General features: G+C 60.0%; 15 protein-coding genes. 3 read left to right on the forward strand and 12 right to left on the reverse strand.

The annotated features are described in order from the left end of the window. Positions 1–91: 91 nt before the first annotated feature. Positions 92–1,483, reverse strand: coding sequence for an aldehyde dehydrogenase family protein (locus tag RYA97_RS03075; protein ID WP_117139929.1), 1,392 nt, complete (start codon positions 1,481–1,483; stop codon positions 92–94). Between the two features lie 102 nt (positions 1,484–1,585). Between RYA97_RS03075 and ptrR the strand changes: the two genes are divergently transcribed. Beyond that, a complete protein-coding gene (gene ptrR / locus RYA97_RS03080) occupies positions 1,586–2,464 on the forward strand; it encodes a putrescine utilization regulator PtrR (protein WP_117139928.1) in 879 nt (292 codons plus the stop codon). Positions 2,465–2,477: 13 nt separating this feature from the next. Here ptrR and RYA97_RS03085 read toward each other — a convergent pair whose 3' ends face one another. Further along, positions 2,478–3,572 (reverse strand): tartrate dehydrogenase, encoded by a 1,095-nt coding sequence (locus RYA97_RS03085; RefSeq protein ID WP_117139927.1) that lies wholly within the window; start codon positions 3,570–3,572, stop codon positions 2,478–2,480. Between the two features lie 113 nt (positions 3,573–3,685). Here RYA97_RS03085 and RYA97_RS03090 point away from each other — a divergent pair, with 113 nt between their 5' ends. After that, complete coding sequence (locus RYA97_RS03090; protein WP_316891858.1) at positions 3,686–4,597, forward strand: LysR substrate-binding domain-containing protein; 912 nt, start codon at positions 3,686–3,688, stop codon at positions 4,595–4,597. A gap of 16 nt (positions 4,598–4,613) precedes the next feature. On the opposite strand, the gene RYA97_RS03095 is transcribed toward RYA97_RS03090, so the two are convergent. From RYA97_RS03095 to ribBA, 5 genes are all read right to left on the reverse strand, one after another. Further along, positions 4,614–5,768 (reverse strand): ABC transporter ATP-binding protein, encoded by a 1,155-nt coding sequence (locus tag RYA97_RS03095; protein WP_117139925.1) that lies wholly within the window; start codon positions 5,766–5,768, stop codon positions 4,614–4,616. Continuing rightward, the gene (locus tag RYA97_RS03100; protein WP_016982079.1) at positions 5,765–6,580 is read right to left on the reverse strand and encodes an ABC transporter permease; all 816 of its coding nucleotides are present in this window, start codon (positions 6,578–6,580) and stop codon (positions 5,765–5,767) included. Before RYA97_RS03100 ends, RYA97_RS03095 begins: the two co-directional genes overlap by 4 nt. A 6-nt stretch (positions 6,581–6,586) precedes the next feature. Further along, positions 6,587–7,543 (reverse strand): ABC transporter permease, encoded by a 957-nt coding sequence (locus RYA97_RS03105; protein ID WP_005743539.1) that lies wholly within the window; start codon positions 7,541–7,543, stop codon positions 6,587–6,589. Next, positions 7,528–8,553 (reverse strand): ABC transporter substrate-binding protein, encoded by a 1,026-nt coding sequence (locus tag RYA97_RS03110; RefSeq protein ID WP_005777631.1) that lies wholly within the window; start codon positions 8,551–8,553, stop codon positions 7,528–7,530. Before RYA97_RS03110 ends, RYA97_RS03105 begins: the two co-directional genes overlap by 16 nt. 290 nt (positions 8,554–8,843) lie before the next feature. After that, complete coding sequence (ribBA, locus tag RYA97_RS03115) at positions 8,844–9,953, reverse strand: bifunctional 3,4-dihydroxy-2-butanone-4-phosphate synthase/GTP cyclohydrolase II (protein ID WP_005743541.1); 1,110 nt, start codon at positions 9,951–9,953, stop codon at positions 8,844–8,846. Positions 9,954–10,047: 94 nt separating this feature from the next. On the opposite strand from ribBA, the gene RYA97_RS03120 reads away from it, so the two are divergent. Further along, on the forward strand, positions 10,048–10,338 hold the full coding sequence (locus tag RYA97_RS03120) for a DUF1330 domain-containing protein (RefSeq protein WP_004665021.1): 291 nt from the start codon (positions 10,048–10,050) through the stop codon (positions 10,336–10,338). A 51-nt stretch (positions 10,339–10,389) separates the two neighbouring features. Here RYA97_RS03120 and RYA97_RS03125 read toward each other — a convergent pair whose 3' ends face one another. The 5 genes from RYA97_RS03125 to RYA97_RS03145 all read right to left on the reverse strand — a co-directional run bounded on the left by RYA97_RS03125 (position 10,390) and on the right by RYA97_RS03145 (position 14,721). Continuing rightward, positions 10,390–10,953: an NUDIX hydrolase gene (locus RYA97_RS03125; protein ID WP_005733394.1), complete on the reverse strand. Its 564-nt coding sequence runs from the start codon at positions 10,951–10,953 to the stop codon at positions 10,390–10,392. 1 nt (position 10,954) lies between these two features. Further along, a complete protein-coding gene (locus tag RYA97_RS03130; RefSeq protein ID WP_002553605.1) occupies positions 10,955–11,707 on the reverse strand; it encodes a GntR family transcriptional regulator in 753 nt (250 codons plus the stop codon). A gap of 188 nt (positions 11,708–11,895) precedes the next feature. Then, on the reverse strand, positions 11,896–12,381 hold the full coding sequence (locus RYA97_RS03135) for a flavin reductase family protein (protein WP_002553606.1): 486 nt from the start codon (positions 12,379–12,381) through the stop codon (positions 11,896–11,898). A 13-nt stretch (positions 12,382–12,394) separates the two neighbouring features. Beyond that, entirely contained in the window at positions 12,395–13,876 is a 1,482-nt protein-coding gene (locus RYA97_RS03140) for an aldehyde dehydrogenase (RefSeq protein ID WP_005743543.1), read from the reverse strand. Then, a complete protein-coding gene (locus RYA97_RS03145) occupies positions 13,873–14,721 on the reverse strand; it encodes an alpha/beta fold hydrolase (protein WP_117139924.1) in 849 nt (282 codons plus the stop codon). The genes RYA97_RS03140 and RYA97_RS03145 overlap by 4 nt, the downstream gene beginning before the upstream one ends. Positions 14,722–14,763: the final 42 nt, after the last annotated feature.

Genomic DNA, 14,763 nt, shown 5'->3' on the forward strand with positions numbered 1-14,763 from the left:
GCATGACCGCCAAAGATTTATGCTGATGTGAGTCCGCCTTCGCGAGCAAGCTCGCTCCCACTGGGACATGTGTACTGGTGTTTCCCAACCCTCAGTGCCGATCGCGCCATACGGTCTGTGCATTGCAGAACTCGCGTACACCGAAGTGCGAGAGTTCACGGCCAAAGCCGCTTTTTTTCACGCCGCCAAACGTCACGCGCGGGTCTGAAGCGCTGTAGCCGTTGATGAACACACCACCGGTTTCCAGTTCTTCGGTCATGCGCTCTGCCAGTTGCAGATCACGTGTGTAGACCGTCGCGGTCAGGCCGAATTCGCTGTCATTGGCCAGCTCCAGAGCGTGCTGCGCGTCGCGGGCGGTAATGATTGATGCTACCGGGCCGAACAGCTCCTGCCTGAAGGAAGTCATCTGGTCGGTCACGTCGCCCAGTACGGTCGGCTCGTAGTAGTTGCCTTGGCCATCAGCCTTCTTGCCGCCCAGCAACAGTTTCGCGCCTTCGGCAAGGGTGTCCTGAACCTGAGCATCCAGTTCATCGCGCAGATCGAAGCGTGCCATCGGACCAATGTAGGTCTCGCCGGACAACGGATCGCCGATCACCAACTGGCGAGTCTGCTCAACGAACCTGCGCGTGAACTCCTCGACCACACCTTGTTCGATGATCAAACGCTTGGCCGCGGCACAGACCTGCCCAGTGTTCTGGAAACGACCGATGACAGCCGCTTTCACAGCCTGATCCAGGTCTGCGTCATTGAGCACGATGAACGGGTCGGAACCGCCCAGCTCCAGCACGCACTTCTTGAGCGCCGCACCGGCCTGAGCACCAATGGCCTGGCCAGCGCGAACACTGCCGGTCAGCGTGACGGCCGCAATGCGTGGGTCGGCAATGGCCTTCGAGACGCCCTCGGCGGTCACGTTGATGACTTCAAACACGCCCTCCGGAAAACCGGCACGCTTGAAAGCTTCCAGCATCAGGTAAGCGCAACCCATAACGTTGGGTGCATGCTTGAGCACGTAGGTATTGCCTGCCAGCAATGTCGGAATTGCGCCGCGCAATACTTGCCAGATCGGGAAATTCCACGGCATCACCGCAAGAACAGGGCCCAGCGGACGGTACTCGATGCGTGCCTTGTCATGCTCGACCTGAGTCGCCTCGGCCATCAGCATTGCCGGGCCTTGCGCTGCATACCAATCGCATAACTGCGCGCATTTCTCGACTTCGCCTCTGGCCTGCGTCACAGGCTTGCCCATTTCCCGGCTGATCATCTGGGCAATGTTTTCGGCGTCGTCGCGCAGGGCCTGGCCCATGGCGATGATCAGTTGCGCACGTTGCTGGACAGGCGTGCGCTTCCAGCCTGCAAAGCCGGCCGTCGCACGCGACAGGCTGCGATCCAGCATGGCGTCGGATTCGAAGGCGTAGTGGCCGATCTGTTCGCCTGAGGCGGGGTTGATCGAGATTGCGTGGGTGTTGCTGGTGACAGTAGTCATTGCGCCATCCTGTTGAGGTGGGAAGTGGGACCAGAATATAGGCGTGCAATGCTTTCTAAAACTGAATAATAATGATCGCATCGTTCATGATTGGAGAATGAAATGGATCTGGTTCAGCTGGAGATGTTCAAGGCGGTGGCTGAACACGGCAGCATCAGTGCCGCCGCGCAGCACATCCACCGGGTGCCCTCGAACCTGACCACGCGCATCAAGCAGCTGGAGCAGGATCTGGGCGTCGACCTGTTCATTCGCGAGAAGCACCGCTTGCGCCTGTCTCCCGCAGGCTGGAATTTTCTCGACTACACGCGACGCATCCTGGATCTGGTGCAGGAAGCGCGGCTGGCGGTTTCTGGCGAAGAACCACAAGGGCCTTTTTCACTTGGCTCGCTGGAAAGCACGGCGGCCGTGAGGATTCCGGCGTTGCTGGCGGTCTACAACCAGCAAAACGCCAAGGTCGAACTGGACCTGTCCACCGGGCCGTCCGGCACCATGATCGACGGTGTGCTTGCCGGGCGCCTGGTTGCCGCGTTTGTCGACGGGCCGGTGCTGCATCCATCACTCGAGGGTGTGCCGGTATTCGAAGAGGAAATGGTCATCATCGCGCCACTCAACCACGCGCCGGTCAAGCGCGGGCGGGATGTGAGCGGTGAAAGCATCTACGCGTTTCGTGCCAACTGCTCGTACCGGCACCACTTCGAACGCTGGTTTACCGAGGACGCCGCAGTACCGGGCAAGATCCACGAAATGGAGTCTTACCACGGCATGCTGGCCTGCGTCAGCGCCGGTGCCGGGTTGGCGCTGATGCCACGCAGCATGCTGGAAAGCATGCCCGGTTGTGCCATAGTCAGTGTCTGGCCCTTGTCCGAAAAGTTTCGTTACCTGCACACCTGGCTGATCTGGCGTCGAGGCACCGTATCGCGCAGCCTGACCCGCTTCGTGGAGTTGCTGGAAGAACAGGCCAGACCGCCGCAAGCCGGATGAGGTAACGTCAGCACTACTGCGCGGCAGATACCCGTCCGGCAATCGCTGCACCCACTTCCTGGGTCGAACGCATGCCGCCCAGGTCCGGTGTGACGTCGCCACTGGCAATCACTTGCTCGATAGCAGTGATGATCTCGTCATGAGCCGCCGTGAAGCGTTCATCGCCCTGGCCGAGGAATTCCAGCATCAGCGCGCCGGACCAGATCATCGCAATCGGGTTGGCGATGTTCTTGCCGAAGATGTCGGGCGCCGAGCCGTGCACCGGTTCGAACAGCGACGGGAAGTTACGCTCCGGGTTGAGGTTGGCCGACGGCGCAATGCCAATGGTGCCGGCACACGCCGGGCCGAGGTCGCTGAGGATGTCGCCGAACAGGTTGGATGCCACCACCACGTCGAAGCGCTCGGCTTGCAGCACGAAGCGCGCGCACAGAATATCGATGTGTTGCTTGTCCCAGCTGATGTCCGGGTACTGACTGGCCATCGCCTCGGTGCGCTTGTCCCAATAGGGCATGCTGATCGCCATGCCGTTGGATTTGGTCGCGGAAGTCACGTGCTTGCGCTCGCGTTTGCTGGCCATCTCGAAAGCGAACCTGAGAATACGGTCCACACCGCGACGGGTGAACACAGATTCCTGCAACACGAACTCGTTTTCGGTGTTTTCAAACATGATCCCGCCCAGCGACGAGTATTCACCTTCGGTGTTTTCCCGCACCACGATGAAATCAATGTCGCCCGGTTCGCGATTGGCCAGCGGGCAGGGCACGCCGGGAAACAGGCGCACCGGACGGATGTTGGCGTACTGATCGAACTCGCGGCGAAACTTGAGCAATGAGCCCCAGAGAGAGATGTGGTCTGGCACTTTTTCCGGCCAGCCCACGGCACCGAAAAAGATCGAGTCGAAGCCTTTGAGCTGTTCAAACCAGTCGTCCGGCATCATCTTGCCGTGCTTCAGGTAGTAATCGCAGCTGGCCCATTCGAAGTATTCGAACTCCAGCTCCAGACCGTACTTCGCGGCGGCAGCCTGAACCACGCGTACGCCTTCGGGCAGTACTTCAAGGCCGATGCCGTCACCGGCGATGGCAGCAATACGCAGTTTCTTGTTGTTCATGTCGGGCACTCTTGTCGGACGGCTTGTCAGGGATGAGTCACACAGGCCATCCATGCTATAAGCACACGATATAAAGATAATCAGTCGATTAATGGATTAAGAAAATACGAATCGTGAATTATCCAAACCTTGATGACCTGAACGTGTTCATCCACGTTGCTCGACGCTCGAGCTTCGTGGGTGCTGCCAATGAGCTGGGCATGTCCGCTGCTTATGTCAGCAAGCGGGTCAAACTGCTGGAGCAGAATATGAGCGTGGTGTTGTTGCACCGCTCAACGCGGCAAGTGTCGATTACCGAAGACGGCGAGCGAGTCTATGAGTGGGCTAAAGGCATTCTGGAATCGGTGCAGCAGATGGGCGACGAAGTTGCCGCGCTGCACGGCGAGCCCAGTGGCTTGCTGCGAGTGGTCAGCAGCCAGGGCTTCGGTCGCCGTTTCGTAGCGCCTGCCTTGTCGGAGCTGGCGGCGCTTTATCCGAAGCTGGATATACGTCTGGATATCCAGGACCGGCTGGTCGATCTGATCGAGGAGGGTGTCGACCTGGACATCCGCGTCGGCAACGAAATTGCCCCGCACCTGCGTGCAAGACACCTGGCCAGCAACTGGCGCGTGTTGTGCGCGAGCCCCGCTTACCTGAAAGATCATGGGGTGCCATTGAGTATCGGTGAGCTGGCCAACCACGATTGCCTGGTGATCACGGAGCGCGACCGTCCGTTCGGCATATGGCATCTCAATGGGCCGCAAGGCGCTGAAACCGTCAAGGTAACCGGCAGCCTGTCCACCAACCACGGCGAAATCGCCCGCCAGTGGTGCCTGGACGGGCGCGGTGTGTTGCTGCGTTCGCTCTGGGATGTGCGCACTGACCTGGCCGAGGGTCGGCTGGTCCAGATGCTGCCGGAATACCGTCAGGATGCAGACATCTGGGCGGTGCATACCTCGCCGCTGATGAGTTCGGCCAAGGTCCGCGTCACGGTGGAGTTTCTGCGTGACTACCTCGCGCTGCATCCCTCACCGGCGAACCACTGACGCGTGCTCACCGGCGTCAGTGCGCTCCCGCTGCCTTGTTCAGGTCGCTGTCCGTCCATTCAGTGTAGATACACGCGTCGGCAGCGGCCCAGCGTACCCGCACCGGTTCGCCAGCCCTGAGCCGCATGCCGGTCGCTGAAAGCGCTTTGACAGTCATGGCAGTACCGCCTGTGGTGACCACCGAGCAGGTCTGGCTCTCGCCGAGAAAAAGCACCTCATTGACCTTGGCACTCACTTCGTTCCAGCCTGCTTCCAGTGGTGTGCCAGCAGCCTGTTCAACGCTCAGCGCCTGGGCTTTCTCCGGGCGAACCATCAGCAGAACGTCCTGATCGGTCTTCAGGCCCGGGGTCAGGCGAATCGCCAGCGCAAGGCCTTCAAACGTAGCTACGGCGTTGCCCTGTGCTTTGAGCCTGAGGAAGTTCGAGTTGCCGAGAAACGACGCAACGAAGGCATTTGGCGGGTCCTGATACAGGTCATAACCCGAGCCCAGACCGACGATTTTGCCGTGGCTGAAAATCGCGATGCGCTGGGACAGGCGCATGGCTTCTTCCTGATCGTGGGTCACATAGACGATGGTGATGCCCAGCCGACGATGCAACTGACGCAGTTCGTCCTGCAGGTCTTCACGCAGCTTCTTGTCCAGTGCGCCCAGCGGCTCGTCCATCAGCAGGATGCGTGGCTCGTAGACCAGCGCCCTGGCAATGGCGACTCGTTGCTGCTGGCCACCGGACAGTTGCGAAGGGCGGCGGTGAGCAAACTCTTCCAGCTGGACGAGCTTGAGCATCGCATCGACTTTCTTTTCGCGTTCGGCCGCAGGCAACTTGCGGATCGCCAGCGGGAAAGCAATGTTGTCGCGTACCGACAGGTGCGGGAATAGCGAGTAGCGCTGAAACACCATGCCGATGTCGCGCTTGTGCGGCGGCACATTGACCAGCGATTTGCCACTGACCAGAATCTCGCCCGAACTGGGCGTCTCGAAACCGGCGAGCATTGACAGCGTGGTGCTTTTACCCGAGCCACTGGAACCGAGAAAGGTCAGGAATTCGCCGTCCTGAATATCCAGGGAAATGTTGTCGACGGCGGCGAAATCACCGTAGTGCTTGTTCAGGTTGCACAGGCTGACCAGCGTTTTCTGATCCTGATGGGCGGGGTCTTTGATCACGGCACTCATGAAGTACTCCTGGCTTCGTTGCGGCGACGCAGGGTCGCGGCGATGAACATGATCAGCACCGACAGGGCGATCAGCAGCGTTGAGGCAACAGCGATGACCGGCGTCAGGTCCTGACGCAGGGTGGTCCACATTTTTACGGGAAGGGTTTGCAGGGTCGGGCTGGCCATCATCACGCTCAGCACCACTTCGTCCCACGAGACCAGAAACGCGAACAGTGCGCCAGCCATCATGCCCGGACGGATGCCGGGAAAGGTAACTTTGTAGATCGCCTGCAGGCGTGACGCGCCACAGATTACCGCGGCATCTTCAATGGACTGATCGAACAGTTTCAGCGAGTTGATGATCGAGATGATGGTGAACGGCAAGGCGACGATCACATGGCTGACGACGAAGGAAAACAATGTGCCGGTGTAACCGAGTTTGAGAAACAGGGCGTACACGGCAACAGCGATAATCACCAGCGGCACAATCATCGGCAAGGTGAAGACGCCGTACAGGAAATCGCGCCCGGGGAAACGGCCGCGCACCAGCGCGAAAGCGGTGGGCAGGCCCAGCGCCACCGAGGCAATGGTGGTCAGAATCGCGACCTTGAGGCTGGACATGGCGGCGGCTATCCAGTCCGGGTTGGAGAAAAACTGCTGATACCACTTCAGTGTCCATCCGGGTGGCGGAAATACCAGCCACTGTGATGAACCGAATGACAGCAGTACGATGAACAGGATCGGCAGCAACAGAAACAGCGCGATCAGGCCAGTGGTCAGGTACAGACCCGTACGCAGGCCTGGGCTCATGGCATTGGGTGTCAGGAGCATGGCGGTTTACCTCGCGTTACTGGCACCGACCGGCGATTCCGGCTGGAGCTTCAGGTAGAAGTAGAACAGCACCAGCGTAATCAGCACCAGCAACGCAGCGGCGGCACTGGCCAGCCCCCAGTTGAGGAACGACTGCACCTGCTGGACGATGAATTCGGGCAGCATCATGTTCTGCGCGCCACCCAGCAGCGCCGGGGTAACGTAGTAACCGAGCGACATGACAAACACCATCAGCCCCCCGGAAAACAGTCCCGGACGGCACAGCGGCAGGAATACCCTAAAGAAGTTGGTCCATGGGCTGGCACCGCAGATCGAGCCGGCCTGCAACACCATCGGATCGATGGCTTGCATGGTCGCCTGCAACGGCAGGACAATGAACGGAATCATGATGTAGCTCATGCCGATCACCACACCGGTCAGGTTGTGCACCATCTCCAGTGGCTGATCGATGATGCCCATCGCCATCAGCGCCTTGTTGACCACCCCGGACGCCTGCAACAGCACCAGCCACGAGTAGGTGCGCGCCAGCAGGCTGGTCCACATCGACAACAGCACAATGTTCAGAATCCAGCGTCCCCAGCCACGCGGTACCAGGGTGATGACCCAGGCCAGCGGGAAGCCCAGCAGCAGGCTGAACAAGGTCACCAGACCAGCGACGGAAAAGGTATTGAGCAGCACCCGCGAGTAAGCCGAGTTGGCGAACAGTTGTTCGTAGTTGCCAAGGCCCGGCACCGGCTCAAGCACACCGCGCAGCAGCAGGCCGATCAACGGGGCGAAGAAAAACAGTCCGAGAAAGATCAGCGCCGGAAGCAGATTGCGGCTGCCACGCCAGCGCTGAGCGAGGGAAGGGGATCGCTGCATGCTCGTCGCCTTGTCGTGTGCCGCACCGGCGGTGCGCGGAGCACCACCGGCCGGGATGGGTTGACGAGGAGCGACCGCTGTCATTTTTACTTGACCAGCCATTCGTTCCACCGTGTCGCAATGTCTGCGCCATTCTTGGCCCAGTATGCGAAGTCGAGAGTGATTTGATCGGCAACATGGGCGGTCGGCAGGTTAGGTGCCAGTGTTGAGTCCAGGCGCGCAACGCTCTGAGTGTTTACCGGGGCATAGGCACTGAGGTTGGAGAAGTCTGCCTGGCCTTTGGCGCTGGTTGCATTGGCGATGAATTTCATCGCGGCATCCTTGTTTTTTGCGCCTTTTGGCACGACCAGAAAATCAGCCATGACCAGGTTTTGTTTCCAGCTCACACCCACCGGTGCGCCGTCCTGTTGCAGCGCATAGACCCGGCCGTTCCACATCTGGCCCATCGCCACTTCGCCAGAGGCCAGCAGTTGTTGAGACTGTGCGCCGCCGCCCCACCAGACGATGTCCTTCTTGATGGTGTCGAGTTTCTTGAAGGCGCGGTCGAGGTCCAGCGGGTAGAGCTTGTCGGGGGCTACGCCGTCGGCCAGCAGGGCCAGTTCAAGCACGCCGGGGCTTGGCCATTTATACAGCGAGCGTTTGCCGGGGTAGGTTTTGGTGTCGAACATGGCGGCCCAGTCGACGGGTGGTTTGGCACCCACTTTGCTTTCGTTGTAGCCAAGCACGAAGGAGAAGAAGAACGAACCGGCACCGTGGTCGGTGACAAAGCGCTTGTCGATCTCGTCGCGTTTGATGGTGTTGAAGTCCAGAGGCTCCAGCAGGCCTTCGCTGGCGGCACGCAGGGCAAAGTCGGCTTCGACATCGACAACATCCCACTGCACGTTACCGCTTTCGACCATGGCCTTGAGTTTGCCGTAGTCAGTGGGACCGTCCTGTACGACCGTGATCCCGCTGGCCTTGCTGAACGGAGCTGCCCAGGCTTCTTTCTGGAAGTCCTGGGTGGAACCGCCCCAGCTCACGAAGTTGACGCTCTCGGCGGCGCTCGCGGCGACACTCGAGAGAGCCAGCACGCCGGCCGCCAGAACTGCTGCTGCACGTTTGTTCAACACCATTTTCACGCCCTCATTTGTTGTGTTTTGAGCGGGCTTTTCTTGCCCGCGTAATCGGGAGCAGTAGGTCCAATGGGCCTTGAAACCTGGTACAGGTCAGGAGCTGTTATTAGTGCTGTCCCTTGGCGGGCGCGCCTGACTAAATCGTGTTTTTATGGAATGTCATATTATGGTATTCCAAACTTTCTGCAAGCGTTTTGCCCTGTCAAAATGCCTTCATCGAGTGTTTTTGCGGTAAACCCATGCGGTTGCCGAGCGGAGGCCGTGGGGCGTGCCCGTGGTACTTTTGCCGGTCAGCCGGGAAACGGAATATTTTCAATCACTTCCAGATCGTAGCCGGTCAAACCTGCGTATTTCAGTGGCGGGCCGAGGTGGCGCAGTTTGCCGACACCCAGATCCTGCAAGATCTGAGCGCCAGTACCGACCTCGGAATAGATACGCGATTGCGAGCGAGTGTATTGGCGCGGCGGCTGGGTAAGTTGCGGAATTCGCTCCAGCAACGCCTGTGAGGACTCGTGATTGGCCAGCACCACGACCACGCCGCGACCTTCTTGCGCCACCCGTTGCAGCGCGGCCCAGAGCGTCCAGTTCGACGGGCCGGTGTATTCGGCACCGACCAGGTCGCGCAACGGGTCGACCACATGCACGCGCACCAGAGTAGGGTCGTCGCGGCGGATATCACCCATCACCATGGCCATGTGTACGCCACCTTCGATGCGGTCTTCGTAGCTGAACAGGCGGAAGGTGCCGTGTACCGTGGGCAGGTCGCGCTCCCCAATTCTGACGATGGTGTGCTCGGTGCTAAGCCGGTAATGGATCAGGTCGGCGATGGCACCGATACGGATTCCGTGTTTCTCGGCGAACAGTTCCAGATCAGGGCGACGCGCCATTGTGCCGTCGTCATTCATGACCTCGACAATCACCGAGGCGGGGGAAAAACCAGCCATACGTGCCAGATCGCAGCCCGCTTCAGTGTGCCCGGCGCGGGTCAGAACACCGCCGTCACGCGCGCGTAACGGGAAGATATGACCCGGCTGCACCAGGTCTTCCGGTACTGCGTGCGGGTTGACGGCGGCCTGAACGGTACGCGCACGATCTGCCGCGCTGATGCCGGTGGTCACGCCCGTTGTCGCTTCAATGGACACCGTGAACGCGGTGGCGAAGACACTGCCGTTGCTCGGTACCATTTGCTCCAGGCCCAGACGCTGACAGTGTTCATCGGTCAGCGTCAGGCAGATCAGCCCGCGTGCTTCGCGAGCCATGAAGCTGATTGCCTGTGCTGAACAGCAATCAGCGGCAAGCAGCAGATCGCCTTCGTTTTCCCGGTCTTCGTCATCAACCAGCAAAACCATCTTGCCCAGGCGGTAGTCTTCAATAATGTCTTCGATGCGGTCGAATGCCATGTTCAGTATCCCGGTTTTATGGGTAAACGAATCGTGGTATACCATAAGACAGAATATTTCACAGATTCCCCATCATTGAAACAGTGAGATCAAGATGAAGGCTTATTGGATTGCACACGTCGATGTAACCGACCCTCAGCAGTACACTGAATACACCCAGCGTGCCCCCGCAGCGTTCGTGCTGTTTGGTGGCAAATTTCTGGCGAGGGGCGGGCGTTCCGAAGCGCTGGAAGGGCGTGCGACGCCACAACGCACGGTGATTATTGAATTCGAGTCGTACGAGCAGGCAGTTGCCTGCTATCACTCGCCGCAATACCAGAACGCCATGAGCCATCGACAGGGCGCAGCCAAGGCCGAAATCGTGATAGTCGAGGGGCAGCCTTGAGCAGCAGACAAAATCCAGGTGCGGCCCGGACTGCTTCGCCTGGAGCTGCACTTAACGAATAAAATGGACCTTGCCGGTGTCGTCGTTGCCGATGTAGATGCCATACACCCCCGCCTGACGCTCTTCGATATAGCGTTCCAGTATCTGGCGGATGGCGGGGTAATAGATGCTGTCCCACGGGATGTCTTCAGGGGCGAAGAATTGGTAGTCCAGGGTTTCCGGGCCGAACTGGCCGGTGACTTCCAGGGCGATGGCACGGAACACGATGTAGACTTCGCTGATCCGCGGCACGCTGAAGATGGAATAGGGCGAGACGATTTCGGCACGCACTCCGGTTTCTTCCCAGACCTCACGCAGCGCCGCCTGCTCGGTGGTTTCGCCGCTTTCCATGAACCCGGCAGGCAGTGTCCAAGTGCCGGGGCGCGGCGGTATGGCGCGTTGGCACAGCAGATATTTGCCTTCCTGCTCGATGATGCAGCCGGCAATGATCTTCGGGTTGACGTAATGAATGTACTGGCAGCCGCCGCATATCAACCGCGCGTGGGTATCGCCCTCGGGGACGCGCTGAGCCAGGTCAGCGCATCCGCATTGAGGGCAGAAGCGCGGTGTGACCATGTCAGCGCCCTATGCGGGGTTCTTTGAGTGCCACGGGCGCGATGATTTCGCGGACTTTGGTGTCTTCGTCCTGCTTGGATTTCAAATATTCCAGTGCCACGCGTGCGGCGTTGCGCACGTGATCGACCGAGGCCTGATGCGCGGCCATCGGGTCGCCGCTCTTGATGGCCTCGACCATCAGTTCCATTTCCTTGTTGCTCGCACCGCGGCGGTTTTCCTGGGAGACCGATGTGGCGCGTAGATAGCTGATGCGCGCCTGCAACTGACGCAGCTGTGTTGCGGCGACGTGATTACCGGAGCCTTCCAGCAGCACGTCATAGAAACCCTGAACCGAATCGATCACTTGCTGCAGCTCGCCTTCCTTGAGCGCCTGGCGATTTTCCTCCAGAGCTTTTTCCAGGGCGCGAATGTCCTTGGGCTTGGCGCGCAGGGTGAACAGCTGAACAATCAGGCCCTCCAGTACGCACCGCAGCTCGTAGATATCGCACGCGTCTGCCAGGGTGATAATGGCAACGCGCGGGCCCTTGGCATCGGCGAACTCGACCAGGCCTTCGGATTCCAAATGGCGCAGCGCCTCGCGCACTGAGGTGCGGCTGACGCCCAGACGGTCACACAGATCACGCTCGACCAGACGATCGCCCGGCAGCAGCTGAAAATTCATGATCGCGCTGCGCAGCTTGTCCAGCACAATCTCCCGCAGGGTGACGGGGTTGCGGTTGACCTTGAAGGTGTCATCGAGTGGCAGGCGTTTCATCGGGTGTGCTCGGAATGGGGCTGTCAAAGTAAAAACGTGACTGGAAACCGTGGCTGGAAACAAAGTCTCGCTCATGTCGGCAGCCCACGAACCACGCGGGCTGCTGCATGGCCCGGACGGATGAACCCGGGTCGCGGCCGAGTTTATCACGCCGATGCCTGCAACCACCAAAACCGCCCGGCGCAGCCTCAGACGATGGCTGGCAGTGCGCCCATCTTGCCGCGGTGATAAACCATTGGTGTGACTGGTACAGCGGGCAGGATCAGGTTTTTCACTGCGCCGACAATGATTGCATGATCGCCACCGTCGTATTCGCGCCACAGCTCGCATTCAATGATAGCGGTTGCCTTGCCCAGCAGCGGGTTGCCCAGCTCGCTCAAGTGCCACTCGATGCCTTTGGTCTTGTCCTTGCCCTTGCTGGCGAACGCATAGGCTTCGACCTGCTGGTCGGCAGACAGCAAGTGAATGGCGAATTTTTTGCTGTCGCGCAGCACCGGGTAAGTGTCCGATGCGTAGTTGGGGCAGAACAGCACCAGCGCCGGGTCGATGGACAGCGCACTGAACGCACTGGCGGTGATACCGACCAGATTGCCCTCGGGGTCCAGCGTGGTAACAATCGTGACGCCTGAAGGAAATGACGCCATGACTTCTTTGTAGATACTCGGTTCGATCATCGCAGCGGCCTCGTTAACGCATGACAAATGGATCAGGCATGGGCGCCTGCGAAAGGTTGATCCACACCGTTTTCAGTTCGGTGTAGGCCAGTACGGAGTCTATCCCGCTCTCGCGGCCGTAGCCGCTGTTTTTGAAACCGCCGATAGGCGCCATGGCCGACACGGCACGATAGGTGTTGACCCAGATGATACCCGAGCGAATATCCCGCGCCAGGCGATGCGCACGGCCCAGGTCACGGGTCCAGATTCCGGCAGCCAGGCCGAACTGTGAGTCGTTGGCAATGGCCAGCGCCTCCGCTTCGTCCTTGAAACGAATCACCGATGCCACCGGGCCGAACACTTCTTCCTGCATGATTTTCATCGAGTTGCGGTCGCATTCTAACAGCGTAGGTTCATAGAACCAGCCTTTGCTGTCCAGCCTCGGGCGCTTGCCGCCCAGACGCAGGCGTGCACCTTCGGCCAGCGCGTCCGCCACCAGGCCTTCTACCACGGCCAGTTGCTGGGCTGTGGCCATCGGCCCCATTTCGGTAGTTTCATCCTGCGGATTGCCGATCCGGATACGACTGGCGCGCTCGGCCAGGCGTTCAATGAACTCATCGTAGATTTCGTCCTGCACCAGCAGTCGCGAGCCGGACACACAGCTTTGCCCGGACGCTGCATAGATGCCTGCGACCGCACCATTGATGGCACTGTCCAGATCGGCGTCGGCGAAAATGATATTCGGTGATTTTCCGCCGAGTTCCAATGACAGTTTGGCGAAATTCTCGGCGCTGCTGCGCACCACGTGGCGAGCCGTGGCCGCGCCACCGGTAAAGGCAATCTTGCGCACCAGCGGGTGGCGGGTCAGTGCAGCGCCTGTTGTCGGGCCGTAACCGGTGATGACGTTGACCACGCCGGGCGGGATACCCGCTTCAAGCGCCAGCCGCGCCAGCTCAAGCACGGTGGCCGAGGCGTGTTCCGATGGCTTTAGGACGATGGTATTGCCAGCCGCCAGCGCCGGGGCCAGCTTGATGGCGGTCAGGTACAACGGGCTGTTCCACGGAATGATTCCGGCGACCACGCCCATCGGTTCATGCACGGTGTAGGCGAACAGGTCCGGCTTGTCGAGGGGCAGGGTGCCGCCCTCGAGCTTGTCAGCCAGCCCGGCGGTGTAATGAAAGAACTCCGGCAGGTAACTGACCTGACCACGGGTTTCGCGAATCAGCTTGCCATTGTCGCGGCTTTCCAGCTGCGCCAGATTCTCTTTGTTTTCGGCGATCAGGTCGCCCAGTTTGCGCAGCAGCTTGCCGCGTGCCGTGGCAGTAAGGCCTCGCCACGCTGGGCCCTCGAAGGCTTTCTGAGCAGCCTGCACAGCACGTTCGACATCGGCTTCGTCGGCGTCGGGCAGTTGCGCCCACGGTTCAGCCAGCGCCGGGTTGAGGCTGTCGAAAGTCTTGCCGGACAACGCATCGACCCATTGGCCGTCGATGCACATCTGAAAGCGGGTAAGGCTCATGCAACTATCCCCTTGATCGAGTTGTGGGCAGTCGCCAATTTGTCGAGACCGGTTTTTTCAAAGAAGTCGAGTAACACCTGGTTGACCAGGCGCGGCGACTCAACCGGCATCATATGGCGTTGATCGGGCAGTATCGCGACTTCGGCACCGCTGATGCGCATGGCCAGCTCACGGGCCATTTCCGGCGTTGATCCAGGGTCAAGTTCGCCAGTGGCAATCAGGGTCGGTGCGCGAATATCGCCCAGATCTTCGGCGCGGTACATATCCTGGGTAGCAAACAGCTTGTAGGTAGTCAGGTAGCCTTGCGGATCGTTACTGGCCAGATTCTGCCGAATGGCCGCAATCTGCGCCGGGTTGGCCGCCTGATACTCACGGCTGAACCAGCGTGACAAAGCTTCGCCTGCGTTGGCGTCCGGCCCGTGCTCGGCGGCCTGGCTGGTGCGCGCAATGACGCCTGCACGCTGTTCAGGGCTGCGGTTGAACACGCTGTTGAGAATCACCAACCCGGCGAGAAGCTGCGGAAACTCCAGCGCGAATGCCCTAGCCACCAGCCCGCCCATCGAGAAGCCGACGACCGTCGCCTGGGGCAGTTGCAAATGCTCGAGCAACTCACGAAGTTGCTCGGCATAGCCCGGAAGGCCAGTGTCCGGGTCCGGACGCGGGCTGGCACCATGGCCGAGCATGTCATAAGCGATTACCTGATAATGCGTAGCCAGGCCAACGATCTGGCCGCCCCACATTTCCTTGTTCAGGCCCACCCCGTGAATCAACACCACGGGGTGACCTTGGCCGGTAGCCAGATAGCTGGTACCCGCCGGGGTGTGTTCAGCGGTGAGCTGAATCATGGATCGCTCCTGCGCAGAGGTTGGAAGATTGATCGCAGCTTT

This window comes from Pseudomonas syringae group sp. 26L6, assembly GCF_032587815.1.
Taxonomy (GTDB): Bacteria; Pseudomonadota; Gammaproteobacteria; order Pseudomonadales; family Pseudomonadaceae; genus Aquipseudomonas; species Aquipseudomonas amygdali.